The organism is Pontibacter arcticus, from assembly GCF_003284895.1.
Lineage (GTDB): Bacteria > Bacteroidota > Bacteroidia > Cytophagales > Hymenobacteraceae > Pontibacter > Pontibacter arcticus.
In genome coordinates, this window is sequence record NZ_QMDV01000002.1 from 90,506 (window position 1) to 109,780 (window position 19,275).

The window sequence follows — 19,275 nt, forward strand, 5'->3', positions numbered from 1 at the left end:
AACTGTTTTAAGTTTATTTCTCTGTTTTAGCCTGTTTTTCGGGAATGGGAGGCCAAGCTATGCCCGGCAACAGGATAGTGCGGCAGCTGCAACTGCACCCATTAAGTTAAGAATGCCCGACCAGAAAAAGCTGGAAGCCCTGAAGAACGACAGTGATTTTAATTATTTCGAAGAAGTTAAAACGGATAATACGAGGTGGCAGGGCTTTTTGTACAAAGTAAAACAATGGCTTAAAGATTTCTTTTATCAGCGCCAGGCAAGCGGCTTCTGGGAGTTTCTGATGTATGTTGCACTGGTAGGTGTGATCGGCTTTGTAATCATTAAAATGCTGAAAATGGACATGCGTATGCTGTTTGGAAAAAAATCCAGCTCAGTAGAAATTCCTTATGATATAGTAGAAGAAAACATACACGAACTGGACCTGGAAAGCCTGCTTGAAAATGCCATAACACAACACGAATACCGCAAAGCTACACGTCTGCTTTACCTGCAAAGCCTGAAAAAACTAACAGAAGCAGAACTCATAAACTGGAAGCCTGGCAAAACAAACAGAAGTTATATTTCGGAAGTGAAGCAACCGGTAGTGAGACATGAGTTTGAGCAGCTTACCAACATGTTTGAATATGTTTGGTATGGTGGCGCAACACTGGGCGATTCACTTTTTGCAGAGGCCCATAAGAAGTTTGGGCAATTCCATATCCTTTTAAAAGAACATAAATGAAAGGGTACCGCCGTTATATAACCTTAGTAGTACTGCTTTTTGGAGGACTTATTCTGCTTGATTATTTTCGGCCGAAGCCAGTTGACTGGACCAGGACCTTTTCGAGCAAAGACAAAATACCCTATGGAACTTATGCTCTTTTAGAGCTATTGCCGGGCATTTTTGAAAATGCTCCTATTCAGGCGGTGCAACAGCCCATCTTTAACCAGCTGCAGGACAGTACGCTGCAGGGAAATTACATTTTCATAAACCAGACTTTTAACGCAGATAGCCTGGACACAGACCGGTTACTTGATTTCGTTAAAAGGGGTAATTATGTGTTTATCGCAGCCGAAAGTTTTTCAGATAACTTTACAGACACACTTCGTTTTCAGACTAAGTTACTCAATACCACAGATCCTGACTCTACTGGCCTATATTTTAAGAACCCGGCACTGCAGGGCGTTTACAGGTATCCACCCAATAACAATACAATCTACCTGCTAGCGGGCGATAGTCTAAAATATACTCGTTTAGGGGGCAACAAAGCCGGGAAAATGAATTTCATGGAGCTGCCTTTTGGCCGCGGTTCCTTTTTTATAAGCACCGTGCCACTATCCTTCTCGAACTATGCCCTCCTAACTATAGATCAAAGTGAATATGCAGCAAGCGCGCTGTCGCATTTACCGGTAGCGCCCGTTTTATGGGACCAGTATCAGAGCCAGGGTATGTCCGGAGGAAATACCTCTGTATTCAGCGTCTTGCTCAGCCACGAAGCATTAAGCTGGGCGTATTATGTGGCTTTGTTGACAGTTATACTTTTCCTGCTGTTCAAGAGCAAGCGTACGCAACGCATTATTCCGATCATTGAGCCTCCCCGTAACACAACCCTGGAATTTGTAAATGTAATCGGCAATCTATACTATAACAACGGGAACCATAAAGATATAGCAGAAAAAAAGATCACTTATTTTCTGGAACACCTCCGCTTACATTATCATGTTGCTACAAGCGAGCCAGAAGAAGAAATGCGCGGGCGGGTAGTAACCAAATCCGGTGCAGCGGAAGAACTGGTAACACGCATCTTTAATTTAATTGAAAGCATCAGGCGCAGTGATAGTTTAGGCGAACAAACGCTCCTGATGCTGAACACTTACCTGGAAGACTTTTACGAACAAACATTAAGCAAGCCTGAAGGCTCTAAATAACATATGGAAAATGAAGCACTAACTTTAGTACAGGAAAATAAAACCGACTACAGCGTCTTACAAAATGCCATGCAGGCTATCAAACAAGAGTTACGGCAGGTAGTAGTAGGGCAGGATAACTTAATAGAGCTTTTACTGGTAGCCTTGCTTGCAGACGGGCATGTACTGCTCGAAGGGGTGCCCGGCGTAGCTAAAACGCTTACAGCCAAATTACTGGCGCGCACCGTGCAGGTAGATTTTAACCGGATTCAGTTTACACCGGATCTGATGCCTTCTGATGTACTCGGTACTTCTGTTTTTCATCCGGTAACCGGCACATTCGACTATAAAAAGGGACCTGTTTTCGCTAACATTGTTCTGATTGATGAGATTAACCGCGCTCCAGCCAAAACCCAGGCTTCGCTTTTCGAAGTAATGGAGGAACAGCACATCACCCACGATGGTGTACGTTATACCTTAGATGCTCCGTTTATTGTGCTGGCAACCCAAAACCCAATAGAACAGGAAGGTACTTACAGGTTGCCGGAAGCACAGCTGGACAGGTTCATGTTTAAAGTTCTGGTTGCCTATCCTAGCCTGGCCGAGGAAGTGTTTATACTGGAGCTCCAACATAAAGGAGCCAACTTAAAAAAAGACCTGGAATGTGTAAAACCTGTACTTACTGCTGCTGAATTAATTGACTTGCGACAAGCCGTGCAAGCTGTACATCTTGATAAAAAACTACTGGAGTACATAGCACAATTGGTAGGCGAGACCAGAATCAGTAAATCGTTGTACCTGGGCGCTTCCCCGCGAGCTTCTATTGCTTTGCTTAACAGCGCGAAAGCACTAGCTGCTATCCGCGGCCGCGGTTTTGTTACGCCGGAAGATATACAGGAGCTTGCGCCAGTTGTACTTCGACACCGCGTTATGCTTACTCCTGAGCGCGAAATGGAAGGGAGTACACCGGATGAGGTCATCAAAATGATCATTCAGAAAATAGAAGTACCTCGCTAGTGCAGTTTTTACGCAGTTTATACTTTACAAACCGGTTATACCTGAGCCTTTCGGGTATCGTGTTTCTTTTTGTGCTTGCTTTTTTCGTTCCTGTACTTTATGTAATTGCTAAAGTAGTTGCGGGCTTACTGTTATTGTTTTCCCTGCTGGATGTGTTCCTCCTTTACCGGACGCGTGAGGGAATGTTTGCCAGCCGTAGCATGCAGGAAAAACTATCGAACGGAAGCGACAATGAGATTTACCTGTACCTCGAAAATAAGTATACTTTTGCTGTGCATGCCGAAATAATTGACGAACTGCCGTTTCAGTTTCAGAAACGCGATAACCTGTTTGAGGCGCATATTCCCAAGAACCGTACACATGTGCTGCAGTATACTATCAGGCCTACGAAGCGGGGCAGCTATAACTTCGGGGCCATTAATGTTTTTGCAATAGGCATGCTACAACTTGTAAAACGGCGCTACCGCTTTGCCCAGGATCAGGAAGCCAGCGTGTACCCATCGTTTATACAAATGAGACAATATGAGCTGATGGCTCTGTCAAACAGGCTGCAGGAGCGCGGCATTAAACGGGTAAGGCGCATTGGGCAGAGTACAGAGTTTGAGCAGATACGGTCTTATGTAGCCGGAGATGATCAGCGCTCCATCAACTGGAAGGCATCCGCACGCAGGTCAGAATTGATGGTAAACAGTTTCCAGGATGAAAAATCGCAACAGGTATATTGCCTCATCGACAAAGGCCGTGTGATGCAATTGCCATTTGCTGGTCTCAGTCTGCTGGATTATGCCATTAACGCGGCCCTGGTTATTGCTAACATTGCACTCAAAAAGCAGGATAAGGCCGGCGTTATCACATTTTCCAATAACATCAGCAACATACTTCCGGCCCAACGGAATGCCGGACAATTGCGGCACATTTTGGAGCTGCTTTATAACCAGAAAACCATGTACCAGGAAACAGATTATGAACGCCTGTACGTAACTGTCCGCCGAAAAATTACGCAACGTAGCCTCTTACTGTTATTTACAAACTTTGAAACACTGAATGGTTGCCAGCGCCAGTTGCCGTACCTGCGTGCGCTTGCAAAGCATCATTTGTTAGTGGTTGTGTTTTTTGAAAATACCGAACTGCAGACTTTACTGTATAAGCCAGCCGCTACAACAGAAGCTGTTTACACTAAAACCATTGCCCAGCAGTTTGATTACAACAAACGCCAGATTGTAAAGGAACTCCAGCAACACGGAATCCATACTATCCTGACAGCACCTGAACAGCTGACCGTAAATACCATCAACAAATACCTGGAACTGAAAGCCAGAGGTCTGATCTAAAACAAGCACATCAAAAGTAACTGTTACGCATTTATACCGATATAGGACATGAGATTAGATGCAAGCGTTACTCTTTTACTGCTGATGTTAAAGTTTGCCAGCCAGCTCCATAAGCTTATTGACAGTGGCCCAGTTGCGGGTGGTGGCCTTCAGCTTTAGTTTGTTCTCGAAAAAATTGTTGCTCATTTTGGCTTTGCCATAATTTGCCGGCGAATAAAAGTATAGCGTTGTACCAACCAGGCGGTATTCTTCCGGATCGTAAGCTGAGGCGTTAATCTTTACCAGGTTCTCAGGTGCGGGTACCTCAGATAGAAACGTAACATATTGCCTGCTCAATTCCTTTTCAGGTTCGTGCAGGAACGGATTGGCGTTTATAGCTTCTTTAAGTTCAGGGGGCGTTCTGAGCAACGTAACTACTTTAAAATTATACTTTGCCAGGATCATCTTTTCGATCTCAGCCTGAAGTATAGCTGCATTTTTTTCTTCGGATTGAAAGAGCACGTTCCCGCTTTGGATGTAAGTCTGTACGTTGGTAAAGCCCAATTCCTCGAAATGTTTTTTCAGATCAGACATCAGGATTTTCTTCTGGCCGCTCACATTGATGCCTCGTAGCAAGGCGATAAAAGTCTGCATGTTCTGTTAATTAAAGCCTTGTGGTCTTTTCTTGGTTCCTCTGATTGCCTGTGCAGTTAAAGGGTCGTCGGGCCAGTGGTGTTTGGGGTAGCGGCCGCGCAGGTCTTTGCGCACGTCAAAATAGCCTGTGTTCCAGAAGCTGCGGAGGTCACGGGTAACCTGTACCGGGCGCGAAGCCGGCGAAAGCAAATGTATGAGCAAGGGCACTTTTCCGCCGCCAATCCGGGGCGTGTCGAGCATCCCGAAAACTTCCTGCAACCGTACGGCAAGTATAGGCGTTGCTGGTTCAGAATAATCCAGTGCAATGCGGGAACCGCTGGGTACGGGCAAATGGGTAGGCGCTAACCGGTCCATTTCCTGGCGCTGCTCCCAACTCAGTTCAGAAAGCAACATTTCGTTAAAATCCAATCTTGCCACCTGTTCCAAAGACCGTAACCCTGCCAAATGGGGAAACAGCCATACTTCTATACTTGCCTCCAGTGCTTCATCAGATACATCAGGCCATTGCTCAGGGTTAAGCTGCTGCAGAAATGCCAGTCTTTTGCGGGTTTGGTGTGCTGTTTCAGACCACGGCAAGCGGGCAATTCCTTTTGCTAAAAGCGCTTTTAGTAGCGCTGCTGCCACCAACTCCGGGTCAGGTTTGGGTTGCGTTTTCTCATCCAGCAGGAGTGCTCCTAATTTGGTGGTCTGCCGCGCTAAGACGCGTTCTGTTTTCTCATCCCAGTATACTTCCTGTACTTCGGCTACCTGTTCGGCAAAATGTTCCAGTAGTTCTTCTTTCGTAACTGGTGCTGCCAGCATCACGCGGGCCTGCTGGTTATTTTCGAGATGGGCCACGCCATAAAAAGGTGCTTCGCTGAAGAACTCGGTTGGCAGAACGGCGCGCTGACCGGTGATCAGGCGTACTTTACCGGAGGTTTCGCGCTGTGCCAAACGGTCGGGGTAGGCGAGGGCGGTCAGCAAGCCTGCCATGTCGGGTTTTATACTTAAGTTTTGTTCCCGAATGCGTTGCTGCAAGTATAAAGTCTGCTCGCGCACTCTTCTCAACCCATTTTCATCTACCTGAAAACCGGGAGTATGAGGCCGTTTGCCCTGAAGGAGTTCTAAGCGTAAAGCCAGATCGGGGAGCAGGTTGCTGCGGTTTTGCTCTACGGATTTCAGAACGTCTTTTTCAGAAAGTATGGCTGCAATGGCGCAGGCAGTGGCCCCAAGCCCCATTTCCTGGCCACGTACCACCAAATGGCCCAACCGGGGGTGCAAGCCTAAGGCAGCCAGTGCTTTGCCGTGTTTGGTTGGTTTTTGATCTTCGTTAATGGCCTGTAGCCTGACCAGTAAATCTTTCGCAAGCGAAAGTGCGGCCGGTGGTGGTACATCGAGCCATTTTAAAGTAGTGGCATCTTTTACGCCCCAAAGTGCTAGTTCCAGTACTAAGCCTGTCAGGTCAGCTTCACAAATTTCGGGGGCTTGGCGGGGAGTTAATTGCAGTTGGTCGGCTGAAGACCAAAGGCGGTAACATGTACCCGGTGCCAGACGCCCGGCACGCCCGCGGCGCTGGTTGGCGGCAGCTTCTGAAACAGGAATGGTAACTAAAGTGGTTAATCCGGTGCGGGGCACAAACTTGGGTACACGCGCAAATCCGCCATCTATTACAATGGTCACGCCTTCTATAGTTAAACTGGTTTCGGCAATACTGGTGGCTAAAACAATTTTGCGTTTGCCTTTGGGGGCAGGCTGGATGGCGGCCAGTTGTTTGTTTAAAGTGAGGTCGCCGTGGAGCAGGTGCAGGTCGGTAGCAGCGGGTAGTTTGCCATCCAGTTGCTGCGCGATTTTCCGCATCTCGCCCATGCCGGGCACAAAAACAAGTAAGTCGCCTACCGGGTGTTTTTCCAGCGCTTTCCGGATCGCTTTCGGAACCAGGTTCGCCAATCGTTCGGCAGGGCGGTTGCCGGCAGCGGCCACCTCAGCAGGCGAAAGGTAAAGCGTCTCTACCGGAAACATACGGCCTTCGCTGCGCACAACAGGCGCTTCCAGCCAACTCCCCACCGAAGCCGCATCCAGCGTTGCGCTCATAACAAGCAAACGCAGATCGGGGCGCAGCACAGCCTGTGCATCCAGTGCCAGTGCCAGCCCTACATCAGCAGGCAAACTGCGTTCATGAAACTCATCAAATATAATAGCTGTAACACCTTCAAGCGCCGGGTCTTCCTGCAAAAGCCTGGTGAGGATACCTTCGGTTACCACTTCAATTTTAGTTTTTGCAGAGGCTACATGCTCCATGCGCACCCAGTAACCTACCGTTTGCCCGACTGGCTCGTTAAGCAGTTCGGCCATGCGTTGTGCGGCAGCGCGTGCCGCCAGGCGGCGGGGCTCCAGCATCAGTATTTTACCATCGTAGCGCCAGTCGGCTTTTAGCAAAGCAAGGGGAACCAGCGTGGTTTTTCCGGCTCCGGGAGGCGCTTCAAGTACGGCTCTGGTATGGGTGTGTAAAGCAGCAAGTAACGCAGGCAGCGCTTCTTTTACAGGCAGGTCGGGTAAATCAGGAAAGGGGGTAGCAAATGACATAGCTAGGCAAAGTTGCGTAAACTTTTTGAAATATACGTATCCGCTTCCTGCTTCCGAAATGGAGTTGATGCAGATTTGGAAAGTATAGCGAGGATATACTAACTGGCAGGGGTAAGCTTTGGTAAAGAGGCTCTGGTTTTCCTGAAACAAAGTATAAATGTGGTTCCCTCCCCCGGCTGGCTTTCCACTTTGATGGTTCCGTTTATGGCTTCCATCTGCGTTTTAACCATGTACAGGCCAATGCCCCGACCTTCGGCCTGCCTGTCTATTTTGCCATAAAGTTTAAAGAGCTGGTTACTGTTTTTTTCCAGGTCAATCCCTTTTCCGTTATCGCTCACGCTGATCTCATACCTGGTTTTAAGCGAAATATATCTGATCGTGATCTGCAAAGGCCGGTGCCTGTTTCTGTACTTAATGGCGTTTGTGATCAGGTTAAAGAAAATACTGTACAGAAAAGCCCTGTTTGCCGTCACACAAATTCTGGCCGGAATCGCAATTGTAACGCTGGCATTTATACTTTCGAGTTTCCCTTTCAGGCTGTTTATGATCTCCTGGCAGATCACCTTAAAACTTACTTTTTCATACTTTACAAGCCCGTTGGCGTTCCGGACGGAGAGGATTTCGTTCAGGTCTTTGATAACGGTATCGAGGCCAACGGATGTCTGTTTCAGGTTGCGGATGGTTCTGTTGACGACCTCCGGCGAGTTGTGGTAGTTTTCAAGGATGGAAGTAAGACCAAGGATGTTGGCTACAGGCGCACGCAGGTTATGGGAAACTATGTAGATGAACTGCTGTAAGTCTTTGTTATGCCGGATCAGGTCTTCTGTGAGCAGGCGCATTTTCTCCTGTGTTTTCTTTCGTTCATCAATATCATTCTGAATGGCAAAAAACTGGATCAGGTTACCACCCGCATCAAAAAGCGGAATAATATCCATGTTAAACCAGAATTTTTCGCCGTTCTTCCGGTAATTGATCACCTCTACATAAAACGGTTCTGCTGCCCGTATCTTTTCGCGCATGAACTGGATGGTGGCCGTATCAGTGTCTTTGCCTTGCAGTAACTGCCCCGGTGTAATGCCCATCGCGTCCTGCAAGGTATAGCCGGTAACGCGTGTAAATTCATCGTTTACCCATTCGGTTTTACCGGCAGCATCGGTTATCAGAACACAACTTACAGCTTTACTGGCTACCAGAGATAACTTCTCGAGTTCCCTGCGGGCTGCTTGCTCGGCACTTATGTCGCGGGCAATGCCCAGTATACCCAACTTTTTCTCATCCAGGAAAACGGGCACAATTACAAAACGCAGGGCTTTCGGAACACCGGCTGCTGTTAAAATGGTATCTTCAAAAAAAGAAGGATTGCGGTCTGTTAAATTTTTTAAGGTGTGTTCGATCTCTTTTTGGAAAGCTGCTCCCGAAAGCAAAGTATAAGGTTGGCCGGCCACATGATCGGTGGTGTAACCCAGCAACTGCAAAACATTTGTATTCACCTTCTCAAAAATACCTCCCATCGAAATTGTAAACACAAACCCCGGGTGGGTGCTGAATAATGCGTGGTAATAGCTCAGATCTTTGGTTGCGCCTGCACTTTGGCTCGCGGCCTTTTTTAAGATAACAACAAAGCCCTGCCCGGTGCTATTGCAGTTAAATTCCATCAGAAGCCAATTGCCGGTGGCAGTTCTTAGATGGCCATAAGTTGTGCCGGGTTCTTTATACTTATTAAAAGTGCAGGTTTTGATGATATCGGCCTCCTGTGGGTGCAGGTAGTCTGTCCATTTTTTGCCGGTCAGTTGTTGTGGGGGATACCCAAGTATGGCCTCACTCGATTCGCTGACATATGTAAGTACGCACTCCTGATCTGATACAAAAACCAACAGGTTACTTTGTAGTAACAGAGTTTCATAAAAAGCTGTCGTAAGCGCTGGCTTATCCATAGTTTAGGTTTGCGTATCTGGTCTACATAATAAAGGAAAAATACAGGGCAAGCTAAGTAGTTATACTTTTAACTTTACTGGTATACAGCAAACATGTTTAAGTTAATTAAAATAAAATATTAAGCTGAAGCTAAATGCAAGTGATTATTTATCAATTAGATTGAAATTGAAATTGCTGCTGCAAACCCTGTGCTTGCCGTGGATTGATTGTTTGGTTTTTATTTTCTGGCACACCGTTTGACTTTGGCACAAACAGATTCGTATAGTGTTCAGAATTTAAAATTTAAGATCATGAAAAAAGTAACTTATATCTTAACCCTCTTGTTTGTCTTCACGCTCGCTTATTCAGGCTCAGCACAAACACAAGAAAGAAAACGTTGGAGCCCGCAGGCTAAAGGTGCCGTAATAGGTGCCGGTACAGGTGCTGCTGCCGGTGCTATCATTAACAAACGTAACCGTGTAGTAGGTGGCGTTGTAGGTGGTGTAGTAGGTGGCGCAGCCGGTTACGGTGTTGGCAAAATAGTGGATAACAAACAGAAGAAAAGAGAAGCGGAACGTATTGCAGCCGAAAACAGAGCCGCAGCAGCCAACCGTGCCATACTTGCCAGCAACAACACGCCGGCAGTAAGCTCGCCGGCCAGAAAGCAGCAGGCAGTTCGTAACAGCGTGCAATCCGACAGAGCCGCGATGGCTTATACAGCTAAAAACGATGAACCTACGCCTTACCTGATGAGTGCGATCTATTTACCAAACGAAGCCTACGGCGACCGTACCAAGCCTTACTCTACTTCCGAATACAGAAGAAAAAGCTGGTAATTTTTATACTTAATATGCCCGAAACTACTTTAGCTATTTTACGTTTCAGGCAACACATTTAGTACAAACCATAAAAAAGAGAGCAGCTTAAGTCGCTCTCTTTTTTTGATAAAAAACGTGATATTATGAAAAATCTAATCTTATTACTCACCCTGGCGGTAACATTTGCCTCATGTGCTGATAAAGAAGCGCCAGTAAATGTACAGCAACTGAACCAGCAATTTATCGGAGCCTGGAACAACAGAAATGCCACCGTGCTGGATTCGCTTTTAGCCGACGATGTTAGTTTTGTGCAGGGCGAAATTCATTTTAACGGTAAAGCTGAAGTATCTGAAAAGTGGGTGGATGAAACGCTTGGTACCATTGCCGACCTTAAAACAAACGTGGTAAGCTCCGGCACTGACAGTGAGATTGCCTATGAAGCCGGTACTTTTTCAGTGGATGTGCTGCCGTCTGGCCCCGGCGAACCGGCAGGCGAAGGGGAAGGTAATTTTATGCTTCTCTGGAAAAAGCAAAAGAACGGTGCCTGGAAACTAAGCTATGCCCAACTCGAAGACTTGCCCGTTGAAGTGAAAAATAACTAACATACATTTATGCCTTATTACAAAAGCCATACTTGCCGGGAGCAAGTATGGCTTTTGTAATTGTAAGCAAGTATAAAGTATAGCCTGCTGTAAAAACTATTTGATGGAGATCTCTTCCTGTACAGGTTTGTTCAGGTTTTCTGCAGTCGGTGCAACAATCGTATCGGGTTTGCTGAAGGCTTTGGCTGCCCAGCGCGGGAACACAATCGCACCCAGAACCAAGTATAAATAATAGGTTAACAAGCGGTAAAGTAACACAATTACGGTCGTAAAGCTGCCCACAAAAACTCCGAAAAAGGCAGGGAAAGCAATCTCCGCCAGACCGGCAGCGCCCGGTGTTACCGACATCATCAGCACCACTTTATAGATCAGGTTGCGGGCGAAAATAATCACATGGTCGTTGAGGCTGAGTTCTGTAAAAGCGGCAATCATACAACCAATAATGGCATAACGGGCCGTCCAGACGAAGATGGTAGATATACTTGCCCGTAACCAGTAAGAAGCATCCTTGTGGCGCATGTGTCTGGAGGCAACCAGCAACTCGTTGGCATGGTTAAATAAGGAAACGCGCCAGCGCTTAAACAAACGCAGCATACTAATCCGGATCAATAGTCTTTTAACGGCACGCGGGTTTATAAACAGCGCATAAGACATTAAAAAAGCATAGAGCGTTACCAGTATATAACTTACCAGAAAAGCCACTTCAAGGCTGTTAAGCACAGCCTGATTTAACACATCCAATCCGGGCATGGCCGCATCCCAGGCAAAAAGCACCACCAACGGTACAGCCAGCACAAAGTATAAATTATCGAGCAGGGCCGTTACCATTACCTGCGCAATAGATTTGCCTAACGGGATTTTCTCTTTGTAAAGTATAAACGCAGCCACTGTAGAGCCACCCACCACCGAAGGAAGCGCACACGAGGCAAATTCCCAGAGCAGGATCACGTTCAGGCTTTGTTTCCAGCTAAGGGCTTTGTCGGTCACGTAACGGATGCGGTAGATGTAGCCAAAATCACGGATAAAAAGCACCAGAAACATAATCCCGATCCAGAGCGGGCTTGCCTGCATTAAGGTTTGTAGCTGGCCGGGCTCAAAGTTTCGGTATAACATATAACCGATGACACTCAACCCCAGCGCGACTGGCAATAATATTTTGCGAGCTGAAAATTGTTTCTGGAGTTTTTGCTCATTCAATGCCATACTATTCTTTCTACTGATTTAATATTGACAGCCCCGGCAAAGGAACAGAAGCTGTGGTACCAAAATTAGCGTATTTTTTTAACCTTTCAGCAACGCTAAACTTAACCTTGGTAATTGCTCTTACTACATCTACCTGTAAATTACGGTTCCTTTTTAAACAGGTCTGTGTTTTTATAAAGTATGACTTACGGCTACAATGTAAACCGGGATCTTAGCTTATTGCCTTTAAAAGTACAGAAGCCATATTTGCCTTAAATTGTTTTCATGCAGGGCCTAAATCAGGTCTGGCCTATAGAGCAGGGCCCCAGTCTTAAACTGAAAGAAAACGAAAGAAGTATAAAACAGACAGGCTTTTGCTGCTTTTTTCTGGCTTAGGAATCTTTTTAAATGTAATTTAAATTCAATTTAGCTGCCGTAACAGGTATCTTTGTAGCAACAGGCTATCGTGCTGCAAAGTATAAATGGCACATTTGCAGAAGTTTATAAAACTGAAGGCAGTTTGTACAGTAAACAAAAAAGAGAAAAATTGAGCGATAACCTCCAGAACTCCGATCCAAACTTAGATACCCGCTCACGGTTAAAAGCCATTATCGATACGGCCATTGATGGCATTATCACGATTGACCGGCATGGTACCATTGAAACGGTAAACCCGGCGGCGGCACGCATTTTTGGTTTTGACCCTGACGAAATGATCGGCCATAACATACGCATGCTGATGCCCGAGCCCGACAAAGGCCTGCACGATAGCTACATCAAAAATTACCTGACTACCGGCATCGGGCAGATCATAGGCAAAGGCCGCGAGGTACAGGGCAAGCGAAAAGACGGAACCGTTTTTCCGTTTTTGCTAAGTATAAGTGAGGTAAAGCTTCAGGACCGGATCATATTTACAGGCATTGTGCACGACATCACGGAGCTGAAAAGAGCGGAAGATGCCCTGCGCGAAAGCGAAAACCAGATCAACTCTATTATCCAGACTGCTGTAGATGGCATTATTACCATTGATATGCGCGGAAAAATGGAAATGGTAAACCCCGCTGCCTGCAAACTGTTCGGTTACCAGCCCGAAGAGATGATCGGCAACAACGTAAGCATGCTGATGCCCGAGCCCGACCACAGCCTGCACGATAATTACCTATACCACTATCACCAGACCGGCGAAAAAAGAATCATCGGGATCGGGCGCGAAGTATCAGGGCTTAAAAAAGACAAAACGATTTTCCCGCTATACTTAAGTATAAGCGAAGTACAGCTCAGCGACCGAAAAGTATACACCGGCTTTGTGCACGACATCACGCAGCAAAAGTTAAGCGAAGAGCGCCTGCGCCGTTATGCCGCCGAACTCGAACGCAGTAACCGCGAGCTGCAGGATTTTGCCTACGTTTCGTCGCATGACCTGCAGGAGCCGTTGCGCAAGATACAGGCCTTCGGCGACCGGCTGAAGACGAAAGAATACAACACCCTAAGCGACCAGGGTAAAGATTACGTGGACCGCATGCTGAATGCTGCCTCGCGTATGCAAAACCTCATCAACGACCTGCTTGATTTCTCAAGGGTGGCCAGTAAATCGAAGCCTTTTGTTAAAATATCACTCGAAACGGTACTGCAGGAAGTGCTCTCTGACCTGGAAGTTTCGATAGAGAACAGCCATGCCACGGTAACTTATGAAGCGCTGCCCGAAATACAGGCTGACCCGCTGCAGATGCGCCAGCTGTTTCAGAACCTGGTAAGCAACGCCATCAAGTTTAAAAAAGAGAACGAGGCCCCGCGCATCCATATTTACGCCCGCGATGTACAGGCCCGCGCCCATTTAACCTCTACGCCCGGCGATGAGCTGCTACAGATTTATGTGCAGGACAACGGTATCGGGTTTGAGGAAAAATACCTCGACAGAATTTTTAATATCTTTCAGCGCCTGGAAGGGCAAAAGTACGAAGGGTCGGGCATAGGGCTGGCTGTTTGCCGCAAAATTGCCATTCACCACGGCGGCGATATTACGGCGCAAAGCAAGCCCGGCGAAGGCACAACGTTTATCATCACCATTGCAAAACAACATTTTAAGGATTAACTATAGCATACATGAGCCCTCAGAAAAGATCAATTGTAATACTTATTGCTGATGATGATGCCGAAGACCGCATGCTTGTAAAAGACGCGCTGGAGGAATGCCATCTCTCAAATAAAATGCACTTTGTTGAAAACGGGGAGGAGCTGTTGGATTACCTGCATAACCGGGGCAAGTATACGGATAAAATTGCGCACCCGGCACCCGGCATTATTTTGCTGGATCTGAATATGCCGAAAAAGGACGGCCGCGAAGCGCTGAAAGAGATCAAAGCTGATGAAAAGTTACGGATCATTCCGATTGTAGTGCTAACCACTTCCAAAGCTGAAGAGGACATTATGCGCACCTATAACCTGGGCGTAAGTTCGTTTGTAACAAAGCCGGTTACGTTTGCGGCGCTGGTAGATACCATGGCCACGTTAAGCAAATACTGGTTCGAAATAGTGGAGCTGCCGCGCCCCTGATCAGTAATAAACTAAACGTAAGCGGGTTGAAAAGTATGAATACCCTTATTCGGCTTAAAACTCAGAACACGACTCAAAACTAAAATGATGCCCGAAAAGATTCAGGTTTTGTTGATTGATGACGACGAAGATGATTTCGTGATCACGCGTGATATTATAAGCGATATACCGGGGCGAAAGTATACGTTGTCGTGGGCTTCTTCTTTTAAAGAAGCCGAAGAACTTATAAAACAGCAACTGCACGATGTGTACCTGATCGATTTCCATTTGGGCGCACACGACGGCCTGGAGTTACTTACCAGAGCTGTTGCAGCCGGCACCAAAGCCCCGTTTATACTTTTAACGGGCCAGAGCGACATCGAAACAGACGAAAAAGCAATGCGGGCCGGCGCGCTGGATTACCTGGTAAAAGGAACCTTTAACCCCTTCGACCTTGACCGCTCGATCAGGTATAGTATAGAACATGCCAAAAGCCTGGCTGAGATACAGAAACTGAACGCAGAACTGGAGTTGCGCGTGGAAGTACGCACCCAGGAACTAGCCGAAGCCATAGAAAAGCTCGAGAAAACAAACGAAAGCCTTTATGAAGCGCAGCAGGAAATTTACAAAGCCCTGCAGAAAGAAAAAGAACTGCACGAACTTAAATCCCGGTTTGTAACCATTGCTTCCCACGAGTTCCGGACACCGCTCAGTACTGTACTGTCCTCGGCTTCGCTGATCGGCAAGTATAAAACAACAGAAGATGACGAAAAACGGCAGAAGCATGTTAACCGCATCAAGTCTTCGGTTAGCAACCTTACCACTATTCTGGATGATTTCCTGTCGTTGAGCCGCATTGAGGAAGGTATGATCCACAATGTGCCAAGCACGTTCAATATAAAAAACCAGTCCACCGAGATTGTAGATGAGATGCAGGGTTTCCTGAAACAGGGCCAGAAGATTACTTACCAGCACCTCTCCTCACACGAAACCGCTAATGTAGACAGGCAGCTTTTTAAAAATATCCTGCTCAACCTGTTATCCAACGGTAGTAAATATTCGGGGGCAGACAAAGAAATCCTGTTAACCACCAAAGTAGAGAAAACAGCTATAACCATACAGGTACAAGACCGGGGCATAGGGATACCTGAAGCTGATAAAGCGCATTTGTTTACCCCTTTTTTCAGGGCACAGAATGCGGTAAACATACAAGGCACGGGCATGGGCCTGAACATTGTAAAACGTTACGTAGAACTGATGCAGGGCACTTTAACTTATACCAGCGAACTGGGCCAGGGCACTACTTTTACCATCACACTTCCCACTAATTAAGAAACATGAAAAAGATACTCTTAATAGAAGACAATCCCGAAATACGAGAAAATACAGCCGAAATTCTGGAACTGGCCAACTACACGGTAGTTGAAGCAGATAACGGAAAAACGGGCGTAGACCTGGCCCGGAAAGAGCTTCCTGATCTGATTGTGTGTGATATTATGATGCCCCAACTGGATGGCTACGGCGTACTGCATTTGCTTAGCAAAAACCCGGAAACGTCTGGCATCCCTTTCATTTTCCTGACGGCGAAAGCTGAGAAAGAAGACTTCCGGAAAGGCATGAACCTGGGTGCAGACGATTACCTGACCAAGCCATTTGACGATGTGGAATTGCTGGACGCGATTGAAATGCGCCTGAAGAAAAACGAGATTCTGAAAGCTGAATTCCAGAAAAATGCCACCGGTCTGGCCCAGTTTATCGAAGAAGCAAAAGGCTACGAAGAACTGGAGAAATTCATTTCGGAAGAGTGCAAAATGACTGTTTTCAAAAAGAAGCAATACCTCTTCATGGAAGGCAACCGGCCCAATACTTTATACTTCCTTAATAAGGGCAAGGTAAAAGGTTTTAAGTCGAATGAGGAAGGCCGCGATTACATTACCAACCTCTACAAAGAAGGCGACTTTATCGGCTACCTCGACCTGCTGGAAGAATCTCACTACCGCGAAACAGCCATTGCCATGGAGGATTCTGAAGTATATAGTATCCCGAAAGAAGACTTTTTCTCGCTGATGCACCGCAACCGCGATGTGGCGGCCAAGTTCATTAAAATACTGTCTGATGACCTGGCTGACCGGGAAGAGCGGTTACTGAAACTGGCTTATAACTCGGTGCGCAAACGTGTGGCAGAAGCTTTGTTGCTGGTGCATAAACAGTTTCAGAGCGATGAGGCACAACCGCAGATCCTGATCACGCGCGAAGACCTGGCCAGCATCGTGGGCGCTTCCAAAGAAACGGTTATCCGGACACTCGCCGACTTTAAAGACGAAAAGATCCTCGATAGCCAGGGTAGCAAAATTACGATTCTGAACATGGATAAACTGACCAAAATGCGGAATTAGTGCTCAAATGCTTGCAGCGTACATTTTTGCGATAAATCATTAGGGATAGCTCCGGCGTATAGCTGTGCTTGTTTCTGGCCGGTACATATTACTAAGTTGCAGTCTGGCATTTAACCATTTAGCGCATTACTGACATCAATCAAGTATAATAACTGACATAGATCATGTTTTTGAACCGGCTTTATGCTGAAATTTGCATCCGAAGATTAATACTCCACCATGCAGAACAGATTTAAAGCCCTTACTTTATCTTACAAATCGGCCCCGATTGCCGTGCGCGAAGCCGTAGCACTGAATGAGATCGCGAGCCGGAACCTGCTGGCCAAGATAAGCGAATTTACAGATGCCACGGACGTACTCGTACTTTCGACCTGCAACCGCACCGAGGTGTATTATACTTCCGAAGCCGATCTTTCGCAGCCACTGATCAAGCTGATTGCGATGGAAAGAGGGTTTATGGCAACCAAAAATATCGCGCCCTATTTTACAAGTATAACTAACGCAAAGGAGGCTGTGCAGCATTTGTTTTATGTAGCGCTGGGCCTGGAGTCGTTGGTGGTGGGCGATATGCAGATCCTGAACCAGGTAAAAAAAGCGTACCAATGGACGGCAGATGCAAACATGGCCGGCCCTTTTCTGCACCGCTTGCTGCACACTATCTTTTCTGCTAACAAACAGGTTTTTAACCAGACATCATTTTTTGATGGCGCAGCTTCGGTTTCGTATGCCGCTGTTGAACTGGTAGAAGAGCTGACCAAGAACATCGAAAACCCACGCGTATTAATGATCGGAGTAGGGGAGATCGGGGCGAATGTGTGTGATAACTTCCAGAAATCTTCTATTAACAATATCATCATAGCCAATCGTACCTACCACAAAGCGCTGGAACTGGCCAAAAATACCGGTGCCACTGCGGTTTACTGGGAAAACGTGCAAGCTGAAATAAAGCTGGCTGATGTGATCATTTCTTCCGTACCCGGCGATTGCTTTTACATTTCTAAAGTGGATATAGCCCCACTACAGGCGCCTAAGTTTTTTGTGGATTTATCGATGCCACGCAGCATCGATCCTGCTTTAACAGAGCTGGAAGGCGTTACGGTACACAACATCGATAACATAAAGAACCGTGCAACCGAAGCCCTGGAAATACGGTTGGCAGCCATCCCGGCGGTAAAGCAGATCATTGCGGATAACATGGAAGAGTTTGCCACCTGGACCAAAGAACTGGCTATGTCGCCGGCTTTGCAACAGTTTAAAAGCCGCCTCGAAGAAATCAGGCAACAGGAAGTTAACCGTTATTTAAAAAAGCTGGGCGATTCTGAAAAAGAAATGGTGGAAGCCATTACCCGCAACATCCTGAACAAGATTGTAAAACTGCCAGCGTTAGAGCTAAAGGCGGCCTGTATGCGCGGCGAATCCGAGGCCTTGCTGGAAGGCTTAAGCGCGTTGTTTAACCTCGATCAGCAGGAAGCTTAATTCCAACTCCTGTACCAAGTATAAAATCTCTGTAGGGCTCTCAGTGGCATACTTGTAATGGCGTTGTTAAGCACAATTATCCATTTATAACCTTAACTGAGTTCAGCAACCGGCTCCATTCTTAACAGAGCTCCCGCACAACAAGCCGAAACAGCTTGTTGTTCAAAGCAATAACCTGTCTGTTAACTCAGCATGGCTTCGTGGTGCCCGGAAATGTAATGTTCCAGTTTGCCAATAATGAACTGCTGCTCTTCGATAATATACTTCACCAGATCACCTATAGAAACAAGGCCTTTCAGTTCGTTATTTTCGATAACCGGTAAATGGCGGATAAACTTTTGGGTCATCAGGTTCATGCAATCCTGCACGGTGGTATCAGAAGTAACGGTCAGTAATTGTGTGCTCATAATTTCCCGGATCGGCGTTTGTTTAGAGGCCTTGGCTTTAAGGATTACTTTGCGGGCATAATCCCGTTCCGTAAAAATACCGGTCAGCTTACCTCCATCCAGTACCAGCAGCGACCCTACATTCTTTTCAACCAAAAGCTCCAGCGCCCTGAACACCGTAGCATCCGGGTTTATCGAAATGATTTCATGCCCTTTTTTCTGTAAAATGTGTCGAACTGTTCCCATCTGCACCTCCTTTTAGATTAAAACACAATATTTAAATAGTTAAGTCTTATATACGATTATTTAAAATAAAGTATAGCTAAAGCTGAGTTTAATACAGAATGAATAGCTAAACTTTCATGGATAAAAAGCATGGCTAAATCCAAGATAGGGGAAAGCAGTTAATGTAATTACTGTAATCAAAGTATAAATTCCACTTAAAAACACTTGCAGCAGCTAAAGAGAATCAGCATTGGAAAAGCAGTTTATATGTTGTAATAAAGTATAATATAGAGCAAAAAGAAACCGGCCAACGC

16 protein-coding genes are annotated in these 19,275 nt (G+C 46.4%); 11 read left to right on the forward strand and 5 right to left on the reverse strand.

Annotation, left to right across the window (positions count from 1 at the left end; translation table 11 throughout):
• The first annotated feature begins 112 nt into the window (after positions 1-112).
• Genes DP923_RS05670 through DP923_RS05685 form a run of 4 tightly spaced genes read left to right on the forward strand, consistent with a single transcriptional unit; the run spans position 113 to position 4,235 of the window.
• Entirely contained in the window at positions 113-721 is a 609-nt protein-coding gene (locus tag DP923_RS05670; RefSeq protein WP_165838153.1) for a DUF4129 domain-containing protein, read from the forward strand.
• A complete protein-coding gene (locus DP923_RS05675; RefSeq protein ID WP_112304895.1) occupies positions 718-1,908 on the forward strand; it encodes a DUF4350 domain-containing protein in 1,191 nt (396 codons plus the stop codon). Before DP923_RS05670 ends, DP923_RS05675 begins: the two co-directional genes overlap by 4 nt.
• Positions 1,909-1,911: 3 nt before the next feature.
• Positions 1,912-2,904: an AAA family ATPase gene (locus tag DP923_RS05680; protein WP_112304896.1), complete on the forward strand. Its 993-nt coding sequence runs from the start codon at positions 1,912-1,914 to the stop codon at positions 2,902-2,904.
• A complete protein-coding gene (locus DP923_RS05685) occupies positions 2,904-4,235 on the forward strand; it encodes a DUF58 domain-containing protein (protein WP_112304897.1) in 1,332 nt (443 codons plus the stop codon). The genes DP923_RS05680 and DP923_RS05685 overlap by 1 nt, the downstream gene beginning before the upstream one ends.
• 87 nt (positions 4,236-4,322) lie before the next feature.
• Here DP923_RS05685 and DP923_RS05690 read toward each other — a convergent pair whose 3' ends face one another.
• The 3 genes from DP923_RS05690 to DP923_RS05700 form a co-directional block, all read right to left on the reverse strand.
• The gene (locus DP923_RS05690; RefSeq protein WP_112304898.1) at positions 4,323-4,868 is read right to left on the reverse strand and encodes a DUF1697 domain-containing protein; all 546 of its coding nucleotides are present in this window, start codon (positions 4,866-4,868) and stop codon (positions 4,323-4,325) included.
• A 6-nt stretch (positions 4,869-4,874) separates the two neighbouring features.
• Entirely contained in the window at positions 4,875-7,430 is a 2,556-nt protein-coding gene (hrpB, locus tag DP923_RS05695; protein ID WP_112305587.1) for an ATP-dependent helicase HrpB, read from the reverse strand.
• Positions 7,431-7,528: 98 nt separating this feature from the next.
• Positions 7,529-9,364 carry a PAS domain S-box protein gene (locus tag DP923_RS05700; RefSeq protein ID WP_112304899.1) on the reverse strand — a complete coding sequence of 612 codons (1,836 nt, stop codon included), beginning with the start codon at positions 9,362-9,364 and terminating at the stop codon, positions 7,529-7,531.
• A 291-nt stretch (positions 9,365-9,655) separates the two neighbouring features.
• Between DP923_RS05700 and DP923_RS05705 the strand changes: the two genes are divergently transcribed.
• Together DP923_RS05705 and DP923_RS05710 are read left to right on the forward strand one after the other, a co-directional pair.
• Positions 9,656-10,180, forward strand: a complete 525-nt coding sequence (locus DP923_RS05705; protein ID WP_112304900.1) for a YMGG-like glycine zipper-containing protein — start codon at positions 9,656-9,658, stop codon at positions 10,178-10,180.
• Positions 10,181-10,305: 125 nt separating this feature from the next.
• Positions 10,306-10,764 carry a YybH family protein gene (locus DP923_RS05710; protein ID WP_112304901.1) on the forward strand — a complete coding sequence of 153 codons (459 nt, stop codon included), beginning with the start codon at positions 10,306-10,308 and terminating at the stop codon, positions 10,762-10,764.
• 96 nt (positions 10,765-10,860) lie between these two features.
• On the opposite strand, the gene DP923_RS05715 is transcribed toward DP923_RS05710, so the two are convergent.
• The gene (locus tag DP923_RS05715) at positions 10,861-11,967 is read right to left on the reverse strand and encodes a lysylphosphatidylglycerol synthase transmembrane domain-containing protein (RefSeq protein WP_112304902.1); all 1,107 of its coding nucleotides are present in this window, start codon (positions 11,965-11,967) and stop codon (positions 10,861-10,863) included.
• A 526-nt stretch (positions 11,968-12,493) separates the two neighbouring features.
• Between DP923_RS05715 and DP923_RS05720 the strand changes: the two genes are divergently transcribed.
• From DP923_RS05720 to hemA, 5 genes are all read left to right on the forward strand, one after another.
• Complete coding sequence (locus DP923_RS05720; RefSeq protein ID WP_112305588.1) at positions 12,494-14,038, forward strand: PAS domain-containing sensor histidine kinase; 1,545 nt, start codon at positions 12,494-12,496, stop codon at positions 14,036-14,038.
• Between the two features lie 11 nt (positions 14,039-14,049).
• Positions 14,050-14,499 (forward strand): response regulator, encoded by a 450-nt coding sequence (locus tag DP923_RS05725; protein ID WP_112304903.1) that lies wholly within the window; start codon positions 14,050-14,052, stop codon positions 14,497-14,499.
• A gap of 84 nt (positions 14,500-14,583) precedes the next feature.
• Positions 14,584-15,810: a hybrid sensor histidine kinase/response regulator gene (locus tag DP923_RS05730; protein WP_239020949.1), complete on the forward strand. Its 1,227-nt coding sequence runs from the start codon at positions 14,584-14,586 to the stop codon at positions 15,808-15,810.
• A 5-nt stretch (positions 15,811-15,815) separates the two neighbouring features.
• On the forward strand, positions 15,816-16,874 hold the full coding sequence (locus DP923_RS05735) for a response regulator (RefSeq protein ID WP_112304904.1): 1,059 nt from the start codon (positions 15,816-15,818) through the stop codon (positions 16,872-16,874).
• A 219-nt stretch (positions 16,875-17,093) separates the two neighbouring features.
• Positions 17,094-18,350, forward strand: a complete 1,257-nt coding sequence (hemA, locus tag DP923_RS05740; RefSeq protein WP_112304905.1) for a glutamyl-tRNA reductase — start codon at positions 17,094-17,096, stop codon at positions 18,348-18,350.
• Between the two features lie 182 nt (positions 18,351-18,532).
• Here hemA and DP923_RS05745 read toward each other — a convergent pair whose 3' ends face one another.
• Positions 18,533-18,982 carry a CBS domain-containing protein gene (locus tag DP923_RS05745; RefSeq protein ID WP_112304906.1) on the reverse strand — a complete coding sequence of 150 codons (450 nt, stop codon included), beginning with the start codon at positions 18,980-18,982 and terminating at the stop codon, positions 18,533-18,535.
• Between the last annotated feature and the right edge of the window lie 293 nt (positions 18,983-19,275).